This is a genomic window from Streptomyces sp. NPDC048483 (genome assembly GCF_040651455.1).
In the GTDB taxonomy this organism is placed as follows: domain Bacteria; phylum Actinomycetota; class Actinomycetes; order Streptomycetales; family Streptomycetaceae; genus Streptomyces.
The window spans coordinates 24,925-40,758 of the sequence record NZ_JBEZJZ010000076.1; the positions used below are offsets into that span (position 1 = coordinate 24,925).

20 protein-coding genes and 5 pseudogenes are annotated in these 15,834 nt (G+C 68.5%); 16 read left to right on the forward strand and 9 right to left on the reverse strand.

The window, feature by feature from the left end; genetic code table 11:
• The first annotated feature begins 7 nt into the window (after positions 1–7).
• The 4 genes and pseudogenes from AB0D04_RS29855 (at position 8) to AB0D04_RS29870 (ending at position 2,878) form a co-directional block, all read left to right on the forward strand.
• On the forward strand, positions 8–1,006 hold the full coding sequence (locus AB0D04_RS29855; RefSeq protein WP_362709489.1) for an ABC transporter permease subunit: 999 nt from the start codon (positions 8–10) through the stop codon (positions 1,004–1,006).
• Positions 1,007–1,214: 208 nt separating this feature from the next.
• Positions 1,215–1,607 (forward strand): GntR family transcriptional regulator, encoded by a 393-nt coding sequence (locus AB0D04_RS29860; protein ID WP_362709491.1) that lies wholly within the window; start codon positions 1,215–1,217, stop codon positions 1,605–1,607.
• Positions 1,608–1,694: 87 nt separating this feature from the next.
• Positions 1,695–2,617, forward strand: a pseudogene (locus tag AB0D04_RS29865) (Dyp-type peroxidase); the annotation flags it as partial.
• Between the two features lie 42 nt (positions 2,618–2,659).
• Positions 2,660–2,878: a hypothetical protein gene (locus AB0D04_RS29870; protein ID WP_362709493.1), complete on the forward strand. Its 219-nt coding sequence runs from the start codon at positions 2,660–2,662 to the stop codon at positions 2,876–2,878.
• 125 nt (positions 2,879–3,003) lie between these two features.
• Here the strand turns inward: AB0D04_RS29870 and AB0D04_RS29875 are convergent, their stop codons facing one another.
• On the reverse strand, positions 3,004–3,954 hold the full coding sequence (locus AB0D04_RS29875) for a protein kinase (RefSeq protein WP_362709495.1): 951 nt from the start codon (positions 3,952–3,954) through the stop codon (positions 3,004–3,006).
• Between AB0D04_RS29875 and AB0D04_RS29880 the strand changes: the two are divergent.
• A pseudogene (locus AB0D04_RS29880) lies at positions 3,953–4,825 on the forward strand (IS5 family transposase). The gene AB0D04_RS29875 and the pseudogene AB0D04_RS29880 sit on opposite strands and share 2 nt — an antisense overlap.
• A 14-nt stretch (positions 4,826–4,839) precedes the next feature.
• On the opposite strand, the gene AB0D04_RS29885 reads toward AB0D04_RS29880, so the two are convergent.
• Together AB0D04_RS29885 and AB0D04_RS29890 are read right to left on the reverse strand one after the other, a co-directional pair.
• Positions 4,840–5,040 carry a hypothetical protein gene (locus AB0D04_RS29885; RefSeq protein WP_362709498.1) on the reverse strand — a complete coding sequence of 67 codons (201 nt, stop codon included), beginning with the start codon at positions 5,038–5,040 and terminating at the stop codon, positions 4,840–4,842.
• Between the two features lie 156 nt (positions 5,041–5,196).
• On the reverse strand, positions 5,197–5,475 hold the full coding sequence (locus AB0D04_RS29890; RefSeq protein ID WP_362709500.1) for a DUF6355 family natural product biosynthesis protein: 279 nt from the start codon (positions 5,473–5,475) through the stop codon (positions 5,197–5,199).
• Positions 5,476–6,662: 1,187 nt separating this feature from the next.
• Between AB0D04_RS29890 and rpmF the strand changes: the two genes are divergently transcribed.
• Positions 6,663–6,833: a 50S ribosomal protein L32 gene (rpmF, locus tag AB0D04_RS29895; protein ID WP_362709502.1), complete on the forward strand. Its 171-nt coding sequence runs from the start codon at positions 6,663–6,665 to the stop codon at positions 6,831–6,833.
• 9 nt (positions 6,834–6,842) lie between these two features.
• The gene (locus AB0D04_RS29900) at positions 6,843–8,015 is read left to right on the forward strand and encodes a GTP-binding protein (protein WP_362709505.1); all 1,173 of its coding nucleotides are present in this window, start codon (positions 6,843–6,845) and stop codon (positions 8,013–8,015) included.
• 397 nt (positions 8,016–8,412) lie between these two features.
• On the opposite strand, the gene AB0D04_RS29905 is transcribed toward AB0D04_RS29900, so the two are convergent.
• The 4 genes from AB0D04_RS29905 to rpmB all read right to left on the reverse strand — a co-directional run bounded on the left by AB0D04_RS29905 (position 8,413) and on the right by rpmB (position 9,910).
• Positions 8,413–8,613 (reverse strand): GTP-binding protein, encoded by a 201-nt coding sequence (locus tag AB0D04_RS29905; protein ID WP_362709530.1) that lies wholly within the window; start codon positions 8,611–8,613, stop codon positions 8,413–8,415.
• A 288-nt stretch (positions 8,614–8,901) separates the two neighbouring features.
• A complete protein-coding gene (locus AB0D04_RS29910; protein ID WP_362709507.1) occupies positions 8,902–9,063 on the reverse strand; it encodes a hypothetical protein in 162 nt (53 codons plus the stop codon).
• Positions 9,064–9,368: 305 nt separating this feature from the next.
• Positions 9,369–9,674, reverse strand: a complete 306-nt coding sequence (rpsN, locus tag AB0D04_RS29915) for a 30S ribosomal protein S14 (RefSeq protein WP_362709510.1) — start codon at positions 9,672–9,674, stop codon at positions 9,369–9,371.
• Positions 9,674–9,910: a 50S ribosomal protein L28 gene (gene rpmB / locus AB0D04_RS29920; RefSeq protein ID WP_362709512.1), complete on the reverse strand. Its 237-nt coding sequence runs from the start codon at positions 9,908–9,910 to the stop codon at positions 9,674–9,676. The genes rpsN and rpmB overlap by 1 nt, the downstream gene beginning before the upstream one ends.
• A 65-nt stretch (positions 9,911–9,975) precedes the next feature.
• Between rpmB and rpmG the strand changes: the two genes are divergently transcribed.
• The 4 genes from rpmG (at position 9,976) to rpsR (ending at position 11,915) form a co-directional block, all read left to right on the forward strand.
• Positions 9,976–10,140 carry a 50S ribosomal protein L33 gene (gene rpmG / locus AB0D04_RS29925; protein ID WP_362709513.1) on the forward strand — a complete coding sequence of 55 codons (165 nt, stop codon included), beginning with the start codon at positions 9,976–9,978 and terminating at the stop codon, positions 10,138–10,140.
• A gap of 47 nt (positions 10,141–10,187) precedes the next feature.
• Positions 10,188–10,442 carry a type B 50S ribosomal protein L31 gene (locus AB0D04_RS29930; protein ID WP_362709515.1) on the forward strand — a complete coding sequence of 85 codons (255 nt, stop codon included), beginning with the start codon at positions 10,188–10,190 and terminating at the stop codon, positions 10,440–10,442.
• Positions 10,442–11,602, forward strand: a complete 1,161-nt coding sequence (locus AB0D04_RS29935; protein WP_362709517.1) for a GTP-binding protein — start codon at positions 10,442–10,444, stop codon at positions 11,600–11,602. The genes AB0D04_RS29930 and AB0D04_RS29935 overlap by 1 nt, the downstream gene beginning before the upstream one ends.
• A gap of 76 nt (positions 11,603–11,678) precedes the next feature.
• Entirely contained in the window at positions 11,679–11,915 is a 237-nt protein-coding gene (rpsR, locus tag AB0D04_RS29940) for a 30S ribosomal protein S18 (RefSeq protein ID WP_362709520.1), read from the forward strand.
• An 81-nt stretch (positions 11,916–11,996) separates the two neighbouring features.
• On the opposite strand, the gene AB0D04_RS29945 is transcribed toward rpsR, so the two are convergent.
• Positions 11,997–12,464, reverse strand: a complete 468-nt coding sequence (locus tag AB0D04_RS29945; RefSeq protein WP_362709522.1) for a Fur family transcriptional regulator — start codon at positions 12,462–12,464, stop codon at positions 11,997–11,999.
• A 29-nt stretch (positions 12,465–12,493) separates the two neighbouring features.
• Between AB0D04_RS29945 and AB0D04_RS29950 the strand changes: the two are divergent.
• The 3 genes and pseudogenes from AB0D04_RS29950 to AB0D04_RS29960 form a co-directional block, all read left to right on the forward strand.
• Positions 12,494–12,688: pseudogene (locus AB0D04_RS29950) on the forward strand (GNAT family N-acetyltransferase); the annotation flags it as partial.
• Positions 12,689–12,713: 25 nt separating this feature from the next.
• Positions 12,714–12,887: pseudogene (locus tag AB0D04_RS29955) on the forward strand (universal stress protein); the annotation flags it as partial.
• A 104-nt stretch (positions 12,888–12,991) separates the two neighbouring features.
• Positions 12,992–14,170 (forward strand): PP2C family protein-serine/threonine phosphatase, encoded by a 1,179-nt coding sequence (locus AB0D04_RS29960; protein WP_362709532.1) that lies wholly within the window; start codon positions 12,992–12,994, stop codon positions 14,168–14,170.
• Between the two features lie 217 nt (positions 14,171–14,387).
• Here the strand turns inward: AB0D04_RS29960 and AB0D04_RS29965 are convergent.
• A pseudogene (locus AB0D04_RS29965) lies at positions 14,388–14,564 on the reverse strand (IS5/IS1182 family transposase); the annotation flags it as partial.
• 101 nt (positions 14,565–14,665) lie between these two features.
• On the opposite strand from AB0D04_RS29965, the gene AB0D04_RS29970 reads away from it, so the two are divergent.
• Together AB0D04_RS29970 and AB0D04_RS29975 are read left to right on the forward strand one after the other, a co-directional pair.
• Positions 14,666–15,031 (forward strand): hypothetical protein, encoded by a 366-nt coding sequence (locus AB0D04_RS29970; protein WP_362709525.1) that lies wholly within the window; start codon positions 14,666–14,668, stop codon positions 15,029–15,031.
• 432 nt (positions 15,032–15,463) lie between these two features.
• Positions 15,464–15,834: cupin domain-containing protein (locus tag AB0D04_RS29975; protein ID WP_362709528.1), on the forward strand; the 371-nt coding region annotated here is incomplete at its 3' end.

The following is a 15,834-nucleotide window of genomic DNA, read 5'->3' on the forward strand; positions in this document are numbered from 1 at the left end:
GAGCCAGATGAGCAACACAACTACCACCGGCAGCCCGACGACGGCCCCCGGCGGCATCCTGCACGGCCTCCTCTGGCTGGTCTGGCGCCGGCACCGCGCCGCACTGCTCGTCGGCCTGGTGATCACCGTCGCCGGCTGCGCGCTCTTCGCCTACCAGCGCATCGGCCTGATGGACTTCCTGAACACCAAGGCCGCCTCCCTGGACGGGTTCGGCATGCCCACCAAATTCGATGAGAGGTTCAATTCGACGTTCGGCCGCGATAGCGCATTCCTGGAATTCGTGCCTGCCATCGTCGGCGTCTTCCTCGGGGCGCCGCTGATCGCCGGCGAGCAGCAGCGGGGCACCATCAAGCTGGTGATGACGCAGTCGGTCGGCCGTGGCCGCTGGATCGCCGTCACACTCGGCCTGCCGCTGGCTTTTGCGACGCTGTGCACCACGCTGCTGTCGGCCGCCTTCACCTGGCTGTGGTCGCCGGCCCATGAGCATGCGATGTACGGCGACTGGCTCGAAGGCGGCGCGTTCGAGATCACCGGCCCCGTCCCGGTCGCCATGACCCTGTTCATGACGGCCGGAGGCATCGCCCTCGGCCTGCTGTGCAAGCGGGTGGTGGCGGCGATGGCGGCGACCGCAGCCCTCGCCCTGGTGACCGCCCTGCTCTGGTTCGACCAGATACGCGGCAGGCTCGGCACACCGCGCTCCGTAACGTTCCCGTACGACAGCGGCGGCCGCGGCACCTCCCGCGGCATCCCCCACGACGCCGTACAGCTCGACTGGTGGGCGGCGACCGCGAACGGCAAGCGCTTCGACCAAGTCACCTGCTACTCCGCCGACCACAGCGCCGACGTCGCCTGCCGGGCGAAACTGGGCATCGCCAACCAGGTGATCCAGTACTTCGACTACGGACAGATGCCGGGAATGCAGTGGCTCGGCGCGGGAATCCTGCTGGCGCTGACGGCGGTCGTGCTCGCGCTCGTCGTATGGCGGGTCCGTCGGCGGCCGTTGTGAACCACTTGGCACCCATTAGCCTGAGCGCACGCCCGCCCTTGGGACCACACTCCGGTCCAGGCAGTGCTTTGACCCCTGCCGCAGGCGCCCTGATCATCAAGCGGCCGGGGAACGCACCGGCCGTGGCGCCAGTGCCGATAGCGCCACCAGCAGCAACAGCAACGCTAGCGACACGGACAGCCGTCACCGTACAAGCGGCAGAGAGGCGGTGAGCAGCATCGAATTCCGCATCGACCGCCGCAGCGGCCTTGCCACCTACCTCCAGATCGTCCAACAGGTCCAGCAGGCCCTGCGGCTGGGCATCCTGGTGGAGGGCGACCGCCTGCCGACCGCCGCGCAGGTCGCCGCAACGACCAAGGTCAACCCGAATACGACACTGAAGGCGTACCGCGAACTGGAACGCGAGGGCCTGGTCGAACCACGGCCCGGCCTCGGCACCTTCGTCAGCCGCACCCTCGCCCGCCCCAAGTCGGCGGCCGACTCCCTGCTGCGCGAGGAACTGCGCTCCTGGATGGCACGGGCCCAGGGCGAGGGCCTGGATCGCGAGGACGTCCAGGCCCTGGTCAACTCGGTGCTGCAGGACCGGTATCCGCAGGGGTGAAGGGGCGGCCCCTCGACGAGGAGCCGGGCGCAGCCACAGAGGCGGCCGTCTTCACCGGCGGGCCGCCTCTCCGCCCTTGGCTCACCACCGGTGTCGCCAACCGGCCGTTATCAGGCAGGCATCACGCTCCCACAACCGGCCCAGCCGAACCTCCTGGCGGTGGTGGCCGACCTCGGCGACTCCGTGGCCGTCGGCCCCCTGCTGGCCGAACTCGGCCAGGCCGTTCACACGCTCACCGCGGGGACCGATCCACGACTGCTGGGCCTGCCGCCGGGCGATCTCACCGTGACGATGGGGGTGGGCCCACGGCTGGTGCGCAGGCCGATCCCTCCCTGCTCGGCGCGGCAGACCTCCCCAGGTTCTCCCGCGAGCAGATCGCCCCGCAGGCCCGCGGCGGGGACCTGTTGATACAGATCTGCGCCAGCGACCCCTTGCTGTTACCGGTCGCCGCCGCCGCGCTTCTGGAGCAGGCCGGCCACCGGATACGTGAACGCTGGCGGCAGTCCGGACGCCGCGGTCCGAACATCCCCGTGGACAAGGACATCTCCGCGCCACGAAACCTGCTCGGTTTCATCGACGGCATCGTGGGCCCGCACACGGCGGCCGAACACCAACGCCATCTGTGGCTGGCCGGGCTGGCTCCCGTCGTCGGCGGCACGATCGCCGTAGTACGGCGCATGGAACTCGACCTGCCGCGGTTCACCGCGCTCTCCGTCGCCGACCAGGAGGCGGTCTTCGGTCGGCGCAGAGCCACCGGCGTGCCCCTCTCCGGCGGGACCGCAGTCTGGGACCCGAACCTCGGCGCCAAAACACCGGACGGGCGCTACCTCGTCCCGGCCGACGCCCATGTCCGCCGGGCCAACCCCAACGTGGTCGGCGTTGGCCTCATGCTCCGCCGCTCCTACAGCACCGACGAGCCCACCCCCGGCCTGCTCTTCATCAGCTTCCAGAACGACATTCGCGCATTCACCAACACTCTTGCTCGGATGGATGATTCCGACGCACTGCTGTGCGAATTCAAGGACCCAGAGCATTGAAGGGAAGGGCACGCCATGCACAAGGGCTTCACCTCTGAGATAGGCGCCTGCGAGATTTCCGACAGCGAGCTGGACGGCATTTCCGGTGGACTCGCCAGCGCCGGGGCCGAGGTCGCCGGGCACGGTGGCACGGTGAGCGTCGGCGATGTCATCGGCACCGCCCAGTCCCTCGCACCCGCCCTGCCCGTCTCCCCGGTCACCGGCTTGGTAACGGTGCAGACCACCGGCTTCTGACCACGCTGTACGGGCCGACTCGAACCCCGGGACCCATCGTCCCGGGGTTCACGCATCTCCGGCCGTCGACAGAGTTCCGCACACGGCCCGAGTCGACTCGGCTCAAGCCAACTCGACTCAACTCATTAGTGCTTGGGGCCTTTCTTCTTCCGGTCCGGCTTGTTCGGCGGAAGGGAAGCCGGGGCGGTCGGCTGCTCGGCCGACGCTGTGGTGTGAGCCGTCGGCGTGGTCGACGGCGAGGCGCTGGTGCCGTGTCCGGTGGAGGGCGCGGCACTGCTGCTTGCGGGCCGGGAAGTGGCAGGGGAGGCGGAGGGCAAAGGGGTGGTGGGGGCCGAGGAATCGGCCGACGACGGTGACGAAGCGCCCGTCACAGTGGGGGACGGTGCGGACGGGCGGGAGGAGGGGCGGGCCCCGTCGGAGTTCAAGGTCATGCCGACCCCGACTGCGACCGCGAACACGACAGCTCCGGTCACGCAGGCCAATGCCTTGGTCCGGCCAGTCATGACTCCGCGCGCCGGCAGGGGCGTGAGCGCGGTGGAGGGCGCGATGGTCTTCGTGAGGCCGTCGGCCTGCAAGGGTGGCTGGGGCCGCTCGGCCCGCCAGGCGGCGAACCAGTCGGCTATTTGCTCGATCGTGGGACGCCGGCCGGGCTCCTTTGCCAGCAGCCGCAGCAGATAGTCCTCCCACGCCCCTGGCAGCCCGGGGCGCAGCCGGCCGGGCGGTGCAGGCGGCACGTCCACGTGCTGGTAAACCACCGCCGCCGGGTTGTCTCCCCGGAACGGCGGACGACCGGTCGCCAGCTCGTACAGGACGCAGCCCAGGGAGTACACATCGGACGGAGGTCCCGCAGGACGGCCCAGCCCGCGCTCCGGTGCCAGGTACCAACTGGAGCCCACGACCTGCCCGGCGGTCACGCTGCCGGCTTCCTCGGTGAAATGCGCGATGCCGAAGTCGGTGATCTTCACTGTGCCGTCGGCGGCCAGCATCAGGTTGCTCGGCTTGATGTCGCGGTGGACGACGCCCTCGCGGTGGGCCGCGGCGAGGCCGGCCGCGACCTGGACGGCGATGTCGGCCATGCGTTGCGGGACCGGCTGGGCTGTGGTCCGGCTGGGGCCGCGCCTTCCGAGGAATGCGGGTCGGGCGGGCGGTGGAAGAACCACCGCACCGTCATCAACGGCATCCTCTTCCGGCAGCGAACCGGCATACCGTGGGGGGCTTATCCGCTCGGTTCGGCAAGTGGAAGACGACTCATGATCGACACCGGCGATGGTCGGCGGACGGTACATGGGAGAGGGTCCTGCGGGCCGTCCAAGCCGACGCCGACTCAGAGGGCCGGATCGACTGGAGTGTGGTGAGCGTGGATTCCACGGTGTGCCGTGCCCACCAGCATGCCGCAGGGGCCCACCATCAGTCGGCCCAGACACCGGGGCGACGCGCTCACCCTGCCGAGCATCATCCCGACGAGGCGATCGGCCGTTCACGCGGCGGTCTCACAACGAAGATTCACCTGGCGAGTGATGGCGGATGCCGTCCGCTGGCCATCCGGGTCACGCCCGGACAGTGGGGTGACGCACCGCAGTTGATCCCGGTGCTGGACCGCATCCGTGTCCCGCGGCAGGCGGGCGGGCATCCGCGGATGCGTCCAGACCACATGTGCGGCGACAAGGCGTACAGCTCGCGCCGAAACCGCCGATACCTGCGGCGACGGCAGATCCGACACACGATCCCAGAGCGCCGGGACCAGCGGGCCAACCGCCGACGGCGCGGCAGCCGGGGCGGTCGCCTCACTGGTTTCGACCGGGCGCGGTATGCGCGCAGGAACGAAGTCGAACGGACCATCAACGCGCTCAAGGGCTTCCGTGCCGTGGCGACCGGTACGACAAGAGAGCGTGCGTCTTTCACGGAACGGTCACCCTCGCCGCGATCCGGCTGTGGCTCCGCCGATGATCCCCCGGAAGTCCTTAATCCAGCACCATGTCGCCGAAGGAAGAGGCGCTGTTGAAACTTCGATTGAAGTTGTCGGTGATGGTGTTGGGGGACCACGTTTGCTTGCTGATGACGACGTTGCCGTCGTCGTGTCCGTCGGCGGCGGCGGCTCCTGCGCCACCGAGGACAGCGATGGCGGCCAGGGCAGTGGCGGAGAGGACAACACGGATGCGCATATATCAGCCTTTCTGAGTAGTGCGCTGTGGACACCACGGCCCTGCCCGCTCTGATCGGGTTGCAGTCGGCCCCCGGCCTCATCTCACACGAAAGGCTACGACCCGCCGGACAGGCCGTAGGCCCTGTCTGACGGATGGGCGGGGCCACGATAGCGATCAGCAGGTGCGTCCAGCGTAGTGCGCACCCTGAATCCTGCTGGAAGAGCCAAGCCACGTCCTGCCGGGACCGACACACCTGTCGTAGTTCGGGCCGAACACCTCCACCTCGATCACAACGTTCGAGCCGTCGCCAGTGCAGTGGTTGTAGAAGGCGTCCGAGCCGGTCTCGTAGAAGCCGCAGGGGTCGGCAGCCGCTGGTGTGGCGGTGATGACACCGGCGGTGGCGCTCATCAAGATGGCGGCCAGGACAGTCGGGATGAGGTGGCGGACACTCATGGGCAGCTCCTCCTGTGAAGGCTCGCCAACCCGGCTTCGAGTACGGACCGTTGGCGAAAGCCAGATGCCTTGACGCGAAACACAGTAGGCGCGCATTCCAGCTCAAACGGTTCTGACAGCCATCCATCACCCTCACGTGTCCATCACCTGGGCCTCACGAGCGCGCAACCCGTCGGACAGGCCCTTAGAATCTCGCCTTCTCTCCCGATGGGCGCCACTTGGCCCTTGCCGGCCCCCGCGGATTCGGCCTATGGCGTGCCGCAGACGGCAGGCTGATCACGCGGACCACTTCCATGGCCTGCATCCGCGCCGGCTGGATGGGGGCTGGGCGTCGTAGCGATTGCGGAAGGGTGCAACGTCACCACGTACGACACCGACGGCGTGGTGCAGTGGTCCGCTGCACCCCTCCCGGCAGCAGCCACCGACATGGCCTGCGTGCAGGGCGGACGCCTGTTGGCCGTATCTCTGGCAGATCACGTCCGCTGCTTCATGCCCATGCGCCGCGAGCCGGTCGCCGTCCATGTCTACGGCGGCACACCGGACGATCTCACGCTGTCCGCCGACGGCCGCTGGGCTGCCTGCTCGACGCAGCGGCGCAAGACCCTGCTGCGGCAGACGCACCGCCCCAACGTGCGGCCGGTCGAGTGCGCGGACACCTCTGGCCAGCACGCGCCTGTTTTCAGCGAGAGCGGGCACCGGCTGGCCGTACCGGCTGAGCGACACCTGTCACTCTGGTCCATCGGCCCCAGGCGGCCGACGCGATTGGCCGTCCTCCCTGTATGCGCATCGGCGGTGGCCTGGCACCCCGGTGATGGGGACATGCTCGCGACGGCCGGGGCCGACTACACCGTCCGGCTTTGGCACGCCGGAATCCGGGGCCAGAGGAACGGATGCCCTTCCCTCACCGCATGGCACCTGACTTCCCCCGCCACGTCCCTTGCATGGATAGGGCGGCGCATGCTCGCCGTAGCAGAGCGAGGAGGCCGCATAGCACTCCTGAACATCAACCCCCCACCAACGTCCATCCCTTGGAATGACGCAGAGGCAGCGTGACAGGTGGGCGAACCACGGCTCCTGCACGGCAGTGAGCCGTCAGCCCCCAAGCACCTTCAACGTGGGAACACATTTGGAAATGGAATCCGTTTTCATATAGAGTGAGCCGTCACCTAGCCACTCAGGAGGTCGCCATGGCTGTACCCAAGCGGAAGATGTCCCACAGCAACACGCGCCACCGCCGCGCTCAGTGGAAGGCCAGCACCCCGCAGCTTGTGCCCGTCACCGTCGACGGCACTCCCTACCTCGTCCCGCAGCGACTGGCCAAGGCGTACGAACGCTGCCTGCTGCGCCCGGAGAGCTGAGCCGACGGCATGACGCACAACCGACTGCCCGTCACGGTCTTGTCCGGTTTCCTCGGAGCGGGCAAGACCACCCTGCTCAATCACGTCCTGGGCAACCGGGAGGGCCTGCGCGTCGCGGTCATCGTCAATGACATGAGTGAGATCAACATTGACGCGACACTGGTGCGCGGCGGTGAAGCGGCGCTCTCCCGCACCGAGGAACGCCTGGTCGAGATGACCAACGGCTGCATCTGCTGCACCCTGCGCGACGACCTCCTCGAAGAGGTCGACCGGCTGGCCCGCGAGGGCCGCTTCGACTATCTCCTCATCGAATCCAGCGGCATCTCGGAACCGATGCCCGTCGCCGCCACCTTCGCCTTCCCGCGCGACGACGGAGCGACCCTGGGCGACCTGGCCAGACTCGACACCATGGTCACCGTCGTCGACGCTGCCAACTTCCTGCCGGAGCTGAACGGCGGCGACGGGCTGGCCGAGCGGGGCCTGGACCAGTACGAGGAAGACGAACGCACCGTCAGCGACCTGCTGATGGACCAGATCGAGTTCGCCGACGTCATCGTCCTCAACAAGACCGATCTCGTCGATACACACAGCGCCGAACGCCTTCAGGCCGCACTCGCCCGCCTCAACCCAGCCGCCCGCATCGTGCCCGCGCGGCACGGGCGGGTGCGGGCCGGCGACGTCCTCGGCACGGGTCTGTTCGACCTGGAGCGGGCCCAGCTGGCCCCGGGCTGGGTGCGCGAACTCAACGGCGACCACGTACCGGAGACCGAGGAATACGGCATCTCCAGCACCGTCTTCCGCGCCGATGCGCCCTTCCACCCCGGCCGGCTGTGGACCTTCGTCACCGAAGGACTCGACAGCGGCACCTACGGCCAGATCCTGCGCTCCAAAGGCTTCTTCTGGCTGGCCAGCCGCCCGAATGTCACCGGGTTGTGGTCGCAGGCCGGGGCCGTGGCCCGCTTCGAACCCTCTGGCGCCCGCGATGCCGACGACAGGCAGGGCCAGGAACTGGTCTTCATTGGCACTGGGTTGCGCACCGAGCCTCTGCGAGCGGCCCTGGCCGACTGTCTCCTCGCCGACGGGGAACAGCTCACCGACGACCCGTTCCCCGCGTGGGACACCTACGGTCTCGACGACGATGTCTGCGAACACGAGCACCCCGCCCTGGTACCGCAGTCCTGAAAACCCCGGGTTGGGCAGTGGTCGCAGCCACGGCACTGCCCAACCCGGCACTCCCCCGCCTGCTCCACGGCCGGAGATGGGGACCCTGAAAGCAAGCAAGTACACGCCAGGCGGTGTGACCTCGTGACGGGAGACCGTCGCGTCGGACGGCACGGCTATGAGCGCTTCAGCAGTCTGTCGAGCCGTTCCCCGGGCTCCTCGCCCTGCCCTCGACACCGCCAGCCCCGGCGGTGCTGCAGTCGTGTCGGATCCGCCGAGACGTGCTGGCTCCCGCTCTTTCAACTCCCTGGGTCCTTCGGCACTTTACGGCCACGCCCTGCGGCGTTCGCCGTAGTAGTCACGCCAGAACCACGAGGCCAGTGTGCGCCGTTGCGGGGATGCGGCACGCCAGCCGCTCTCAGCGTCGAGCTCCAGCCAGCAGCCCCGCTTCGCGCAGTTCCAAGTGCGCTCCGGCCAACCGCAAACTCACGACTGCCCCTGGTCGACTGAACAGCCGCAGGTGCCCTCGGCTGAGCACCGCTCCGGCCATGACGGTGGCCAGTGCAACCGCCAGCCGCTCAGGGTGCAGTGGTCGCCGGGCCCGCCACACCACCGACATCACGCCCGGGTCGGTTCTGGGGCGCGACCGCAACGCGGTCACCGGTTCCAGCCGAGCCCGCCACCCTCAGGAGCCTCCGGAGCGAGACGCAGAAACGACGACGGCAGTTCCACCCCTGGTTCCGACTGCCGCGAAGCGTTGACGAACGTGGCAGGGGGGTTGAGGTGGCGTGCCAGCGCGGCCACTCCACCCGCTCGGCGGTCGGCGGTCGGCGGTCGGACGTCGACGGCGTCAACATGACCAGACCGTCTGCAGCTTCCACCTGGCGGGCGGCCTTCTCGGCCGGCGTCAGAGGGTCAGTGCGGTCTGCGCCAATACGGCCTTCGGGCACGGCTGCACCGCGGCATGCAGACCCACGGAGGGACTGCAGCGGAGCAGTCCGCTCAGGCACCCGGTGGCGATCATGATGTCGTACGGGCAGGTAGGGACGGCCTGGCGCAGTCGGCCCATTAACGGTTCACCTGTGGCGCCTTGGCAGTTGGTGCAGGTGACAAGCGTGAACGGGCGACTCGGGTTGTCTGGTGTTGCGTGGCCCATCGGTACGCCCCTTCAACACACTGATGAAAGGCACGCCTGAACCTCGGGCGCCTCACGGGGCGACTCACCACGCGCGGGCGTGATCGTCTCGCCGAGCAGAACTGCGGCCCAGGCAATTACCCGGGCCGCAGCAGCATCACCGTCGCACGCGCTTCGCGCTCGCACCCACGAGTCCAGCCGGCACTGCGCGAGACCGACGAGGCATCAACAGCAGGACGTCACCAGGATGACTTGGTGACGCCGGGGAGGAACCCGGCGTGCGCCTGCTCGCGCGTGCGCACTCGGGACATGCCGAACTTCCGCAGGTGGCCGCGGGGCCGGCCGTCCACACTGTCGCGGTTTCGCACGCGGGTGGCACTGGCGTCGCGCGGCTGACGCCGCAATTCGGCCTGGGCGGCGACGCGTTCGGCGTCGGTGGACGACGGCCGCCGGATGATCTCCTTCAGCTCGGCACGCCGGGGCGCGTACCGCTCGACGATCACCTTGCGCTGCTCATTCTTCGCGATCTTGCTCTGCTTTGCCATCAGACCTTCACCCCTCGTGCGCGGATACGTGCCACTGCGGCCTCGACGCCGATGGCATCGACCGTCTTGATCCCCTTGGTGCTGAGGGTGAGCCGGATGTGGCGCCCCTCGCTCGCCAGCCAGTAGCGCTTGCGCTGGATGTTCGGGTCGAACCGGCGAGAGGTGCGCCGGTGCGAGTGGGAAATGGTCTTGCCGAAGCCCGGCTTGGCGCCGGTCAGTTGGCAGTGGGCGGACATGGTGTTGGCTACCTCTCCTCGGAGACGTTATCGACAATGGATTTCATTGCCATATAGTAGCGCCCATGGCACGCAACGAACTACGCCCGATCATCAAGCTCCGCTCCACCGCGGGGACCGGCTACACCTACGTCACCCGCAAGAACCGGCGGAATGACCCCGACCGCCTGGTCCTGCGCAAGTACGACCCGGTGGCCGGCCGGCATGTCGACTTCCGAGAAGAACGCTGACCCATGAGCCGACCTCGCAGACCGACCTCGCAGACAGGGACACCTTCATGAAGCCTGGGATCCACCCCGCCTACCGGCCCGTCGTCTTTCGCGACAAGGCAGCCGACTTCGCCTTCCTCACCCGGTCGACCACGACCAGCGACAAGACGGTCGAGTGGGAGGACGGCAAGACCTACCCCGTCATCGACGTGGAGATCTCGTCACAGAGCCACCCCTTCTACACGGGCACGGCTCGTGTCCTTGACACGGCCGGCCGTGTCGAGCGCTTCGAGCGGCGGTACGGACGGCGCGGGGCACAGTGATGGCGGAGAACCACAAGCTCCCCGTCGTCATCGTCGGCGGGCTGCACTCCGACGCCCGCGCGGAGGTCGTGCTGCGGCTACTGCATACCGTGCGCGGCAGTGTCGCGCTGCACCACGACCTCTCGACGGCAGCGGACGGAACCGTACGGCGCACCGTGCGGGACGCCTCGGGCGAGCTGTCCTCCGGCGAGACACCCCTCGTCAACGACTGCGCGTGCTGCGCCTTGCGCGAGGACCTGGTGCCCGAACTCCAGCGGCTGGCCGACAGCGGCCTGTACCGGCTGGCGGTGGTCGAACTCTGGGACTCCGTCGAGCCCCGAGCGATGGCCGAGGTCATTGCGTCGTACGGCGGCGAGACGCTGACGCTCTCCAATGTGATGACCGCGGTGGACCCCGCGCTCGTACTGCCGTATCTGTCCAACGGGGACGACCTGGCGGAGGCGGGCCTCGCGGCGGCCGCAACCGATCAGCGGACCATCGGGGACACCTGGGCGCGCCAGCTGGAGTACGCCCCCGTCCTCGCACTCGTCGACGGGTCGGAGGAGGCGGCGGACGACCAGGACCGTGCGCTCCTCGCGCAGTTGCACCCCACCGCACGCCGCGTGTCCGCGGCTTCCAGGCAGCTCGCGGAGGTCGCATTCGCCGGATTCGACGTCGAGGCAGCTGGCGCTGCCCAGCACCCGGCCTGCGCACTGCTGCCGCAAGAAGCGGACGAGTCAGGAGTCGCCACCCTCGTGTGGCACCGCCACCGCCCCTTCCATCCGGAACGGCTCTACCAGGCACTGGAAGACCTGGCATGCGCGGCGGCCCGCAGCCGTGGCCGCTTCTGGCTCGCCGACCGTCCCGACACCCTGCTGTCCTGGGATGCCGCGGGCGGTGCCCTGTGCGTGGAGAATGCCGGCCCGTGGCTCGCGTCGCTCCCGGACGCCGCCTGGGACATGGTTCCGCCGATGCGCAGAGCGGCCGCCGCCCTCGACTGGCATCCCGAACACGGCGACTGCTGCCAGCACCTGGTCTTCACCGCACCCGGCCTCGACCGCGAAGGCTTGGAGCGACTGCTCGATTCCTGCCTGCTGACCGAAGCCGAACTCGCCGGCGGGCGCGAGGCATGGAAGCACCTTCCGGCCTCCTTCGACGCGCTCCTCGATCCCGTCTCCTGAACCCTGGCCGCAGCTTCTCACCGCATACAGGCCGACTTCCCACCGGCTTACCGATCGACCGAGACAAGGAATTCCCATGGCCCGCCGCCCCGATCCCCGTAAGCCCGCCAAGGCTCGCCCCAACCCGTTGGACCAGGCCGGCATCACGTACATCGACTACAAGGACACCGATCTGCTGCGGAAGTTCATCTCGGACCGCGGCAAGATCCGCAGCCGCCGGGTCACCCGAGTCACCGCGCAACAGCAGCGACAGCTGGCACGCGCGATAAAGAACGCACGCGAGATGGCTCTGCTCCCCTACGCCCCCAAGTAGCCCGCTCCCGAGCAGTTCGCTCACTGCCCCGCTGCCGCACGGAAGCCGCCATTGGCTCGCTGCGGTGCCGGGGCAGTCGCGTCAGCCCCGGGGAGAACTGCCCGCTGAGTGGCCGCAGTCGGGGCACGTGCCGGTGAGTTCGACGGTGTGTCGGACGGCGGTGAATTCGCTTGTCCGGGCTACACCAGCAGCCCCTTTCTCCACCGCCACCGAGTCCAGCGCCACGCTGACACCGCATTCGGTGCAGATCAGGTAGTGACGGTGGTCGGAGCCGGGACGGAAGCGGAAGAGTCGCTCGCCATGCCCGTACCGTACGACGTCGGCGCGGCCGGCTTCGGCGAGTGCGCTGAGCGTGCGGTAGACCGTGGACAGACCAACCGGCGAGTCGGTGGTCAGCAGCCGGGCGTGCAGGGACTGTGCGCTGACGAACCCCTCCGCCTCGTCTGCCGCGATGAAGGCTTCCCGCACCATGGCGCGTTGCTGGGTGAAGCGCCCGAGGAGGGTGACTTCCTGCGTCGCGATGGTCTGAGACCGCGGGCTTGCCGTCATCGTGCCGTCAGCACCTCGCCACGACCGGAGTGCGCTCGGCGGGCCCGGTCCACCCGCCACACCCCCGCTGGCTCGCCGAGCGCTACCCCCACGGGACCACCGCACAGCTCGTCCGCGTCTACGTCAAGGCAGAGCACCGACGGCACGGCCTGGCACGCACCATGGTGCGCATCGCCTCCGACTTCGCCGCCACCACCCCCGGCTACGACAGCATCTACCTGCACACCAACGTCAGGGCAGAAGGCGCCCCGCGACGGCGACCGCACCCACCTCGGGCCCTGCAGCCCAGGACCCGCCAGCCGATTCATCGTCGACCACGCCCCCTGCCCCGTCCTGCTGTGGCCCGAATCCGCACCCGGCACGGTCCACATCCCGCCACCGCCACCTCACCCACCCATACCTCACCCTCCACACCACCGCTGACACTCACAGCGACCGTGACCGACGGGCCGCTCTCCGCTGGTGCAGATCCGCGGCAGCCGTGGTCTGCGCTCGTCGACCGCTCGGAGACGGTGCATGGTGGAGAGATGGGGCCGTGGCCGCGCCGGGCGGGTCCGCGGCAGCCGTGGCAGACGAGCCACGCGCTGGTCGCGATCCCGGTCGTGCTCATCGTCGTGATCACGATCGTGGACCTCCTGGTCCCGGAGGACGTACACCTCGGTCCGCTGCTGGTCATCGCCCCCGCCCTCACCGCCTCCTTCGCCAGCCCCCGCACAACCGGGGCCATCGGGCTCATGGCGGTGGCGGCCCAGGCGTTCATCGGCTGGCACTTCGGCGTGCTGTTCTCACGCAACGTGATGGTCCAGATCCTCGCCATCGCAGTGCTCTCGTGCCTGATCGTCTTCTTCTGCGTGGTGCGCGAACGACGCCGACGCCAGCTGGCGCAGGTGCGCTCGGTCGCCGAAGCCGCGCAGCACGTCCTGCTGTGGCCGCTCCCGGAGCAGATCGGCCCCCTGCGGATCGCCTGCATGTATCTGGCAGCGGAGGACGAGGCCCAGATCGGCGGTGACCTGTACGCCGCGACCCGCACCGAGGGCGGGGTGCGCCTGATGATCGGCGACGTCAGGGGCAAGGGCCTGGCCGCCATCGGAGAAGCAGCCCTCCTGCTCGGCGCCTTCCGCGAAGCCGCCCACCAGCACACCGCCCTGCCCGCTCTCGCCGGCGCGTTGGAAAAGAGCGTCGGCCGCTACCTGGACGACTTCGAACCGGAGGAGGAGGCCGGAGAACGCTTCGTCACCGCCCTGCTCATGGAAATCCCCGACCACGACCCCGTCACCCGGATGACCAGCTGCGGCCACCTGGCGCCCCTGCTCCTCAGCCCCGGCCGCTCCGTCACCGTCCCGAGCCTGCACCCCGCGCCCCCGCTCGGCGTCGGCGTGGGCCCCGCGGGTTACACCCTCGACGTGTTCACCTTCGAAGCCGGCGACACCCTCCTGCTCTTCACCGACGGGATCGTCGAGGCCCGCAATCAGAAAGGCGAGTTCTATCCTTTCGCGGAACGTACCGCCCAATGGGTCGGAGCTTCTCCCGACGCCCTGCTCCAGCACATCCGGCGCGATCTGCTGGCCCACACCGGCGGAAGCCTCGCCGACGACGCAGCCCTCGTCGCCATCCGCCGCACGCCCCCGCCAAGGCATCCCCACGGAAAGATCATCCACGCCGACGGGTTCCGCCACCGCGCCGGCAGCGACAAACGGCGGGATTGAACGGTGCAGTTGGCTCCCATAGGCAGCCCGTACCGATCCCGGGACCGGTACGTACACCCAGCACTGCCGCGACGGCCGCGCAGAGCGGCACGTACGACTCCGGCGGCAGCCGGTGATTGACCGTGCTGGTGACGGCGACGACCAGGGTGATCCGCATGGCTCTACCAGGATCGCTCGCAATCCGTCCTAGCTCAGAAACTGTCGGGTAACCGGGTGGCTACAGCTCCTCAGGCTGGCTGGTTGCTGTGCTCCAGTGCGGCGCCGAGTAGGTCAGCCGGGCAAGCATGAGTCGGATCATCGCGACCTTGACCATGGCCTCGGAGGTCGCGGTGAGCCGCTCGTAGTCGCGGGTGAGGCGCCGGTTGCGGACGAGCCAGCTGAAGGTGCGCTCCGATTCTGATCTCGACCCCAACTCCGTATCGCGCTGTGTAGCTGCCGGGTCCAGCCTGGAGGGGAGGGACCTGTGTCCCTCGGTTATGTGAGCAGGGAGGAGCTATGACGGCAACGACGCGGAAGGACACTCCTGTCGCCATCGAAGGTGGCGGAGTGGAACTGCGTATTCAGGAGGTCGGCGGAGACATGTCCGTTGCCTTTGTGAGGTTGCCCGAGGGCACCGACATGGGGCCGGCTCTTAAGGGTCTGGCCGGTGATCTCTGTCCGTGCCCGCACTGGGGCTACCTCTTCAAGGGACGGCTGAAGATGCGGACGCCGGACGGCGACGAGCTCTACGAAGCGCGTGAGGCATTCTACTGGTCGCCCGGACACGTCCCGGTGGCGCTCGAAGACTGCGAGTACATCGACTTCTCGCCGACCAAGGACTTCAACGAGGTCATCGAGCACATCAAGGCGCAGGGAGGATGACGGGCGTCTCGCCAGGGCCGGTCGGCCCTTAGAAATCTCGGGTAACCGGATGGCTACAGCTCCTCGGGCTGGCTGGTTGCTGTGCTCCATGGGCCGCTGTTGGCCTCGGAGTTATCACACTGGCACACACCATGATCATTCCGAGGCCATCGCCAAGCCTGGAGGTCGGGTCGACGCCAGAACGAATGGAAGTTGATCAGTTACCCGACAGTTTCTCAGGGGAACTGGAGCGCGAAGGACCTGGTGGGGCTGCCCATGACGACCAAGACTCGTAATCCGTCGGCCGGCAACCTCTGTCATCGATTAGTTAGGTCCTGTTCGGCCGATCATGCCGGACTCGTGACACTGGAGTCACACGCACCCGGATAGCGGCCTTCCGCCGGCCCGCCCGTGGGAACACCTGGGACGTCCACCCAGAAAAGGAGCGGCCCCATGGCGAAGAACGCCCACGTGCGCCACAGCGGTGACGGGAAGGCATTCTGGATGCTGAACGGCCTCTACGAGGTCAAGGCATCGAGCGACGAAACCAACGGCGCGATGACCGTCATGGAGCTGACCATTCCGGAGGGGATGGGCCCACCGCCCCACACCCACCCCGGAACCGAGAGCGTCTACGTCATCGAGGGGACGCTGCGCTTCCACATCGGCGACCAGACGGTCGAAGGCCGCCCCGGGTCCTTTATCCATATCCCTGAGGGCACATTGGAGCGGTTCGAGCCCACCAGCACGGTGCGGCTCCTGATCACCTACACGCCGGGCGGTATCGAAAAATTCTTCGCCGAAGCGGGTGAACCGGCCCAGCG

Excerpts from the sequence above, each read along its gene's own strand:
- AB0D04_RS29855 (WP_362709489.1), top strand. The coding sequence starts at position 8 with ATGAGCAACACAACTACCACCGGCAGCCCGACGACGGCCCCCGGCGGC.
- AB0D04_RS29870 (WP_362709493.1), top strand. The coding sequence starts at position 2,660 with ATGCACAAGGGCTTCACCTCTGAGATAGGCGCCTGCGAGATTTCCGAC.
- AB0D04_RS29875 (WP_362709495.1), bottom strand. The coding sequence starts at position 3,954 with ATGGCCGACATCGCCGTCCAGGTCGCGGCCGGCCTCGCCGCGGCCCAC.
- AB0D04_RS29885 (WP_362709498.1), bottom strand. The coding sequence starts at position 5,040 with ATGCGCATCCGTGTTGTCCTCTCCGCCACTGCCCTGGCCGCCATCGCT.
- AB0D04_RS29890 (WP_362709500.1), bottom strand. The coding sequence starts at position 5,475 with ATGAGTGTCCGCCACCTCATCCCGACTGTCCTGGCCGCCATCTTGATG.
- rpmF (WP_362709502.1), top strand. The coding sequence starts at position 6,663 with ATGGCTGTACCCAAGCGGAAGATGTCCCACAGCAACACGCGCCACCGC.
- AB0D04_RS29900 (WP_362709505.1), top strand. The coding sequence starts at position 6,843 with ATGACGCACAACCGACTGCCCGTCACGGTCTTGTCCGGTTTCCTCGGA.
- AB0D04_RS29905 (WP_362709530.1), bottom strand. The coding sequence starts at position 8,613 with ATGTCGGTGGTGTGGCGGGCCCGGCGACCACTGCACCCTGAGCGGCTG.
- AB0D04_RS29910 (WP_362709507.1), bottom strand. The coding sequence starts at position 9,063 with ATGGGCCGACTGCGCCAGGCCGTCCCTACCTGCCCGTACGACATCATG.
- rpsN (WP_362709510.1), bottom strand. The coding sequence starts at position 9,674 with ATGGCAAAGCAGAGCAAGATCGCGAAGAATGAGCAGCGCAAGGTGATC.
- rpmB (WP_362709512.1), bottom strand. The coding sequence starts at position 9,910 with ATGTCCGCCCACTGCCAACTGACCGGCGCCAAGCCGGGCTTCGGCAAG.
- rpmG (WP_362709513.1), top strand. The coding sequence starts at position 9,976 with ATGGCACGCAACGAACTACGCCCGATCATCAAGCTCCGCTCCACCGCG.
- AB0D04_RS29930 (WP_362709515.1), top strand. The coding sequence starts at position 10,188 with ATGAAGCCTGGGATCCACCCCGCCTACCGGCCCGTCGTCTTTCGCGAC.
- AB0D04_RS29935 (WP_362709517.1), top strand. The coding sequence starts at position 10,442 with ATGGCGGAGAACCACAAGCTCCCCGTCGTCATCGTCGGCGGGCTGCAC.
- rpsR (WP_362709520.1), top strand. The coding sequence starts at position 11,679 with ATGGCCCGCCGCCCCGATCCCCGTAAGCCCGCCAAGGCTCGCCCCAAC.
- AB0D04_RS29945 (WP_362709522.1), bottom strand. The coding sequence starts at position 12,464 with ATGACGGCAAGCCCGCGGTCTCAGACCATCGCGACGCAGGAAGTCACC.
- AB0D04_RS29960 (WP_362709532.1), top strand. The coding sequence starts at position 12,992 with ATGGGGCCGTGGCCGCGCCGGGCGGGTCCGCGGCAGCCGTGGCAGACG.
- AB0D04_RS29970 (WP_362709525.1), top strand. The coding sequence starts at position 14,666 with ATGACGGCAACGACGCGGAAGGACACTCCTGTCGCCATCGAAGGTGGC.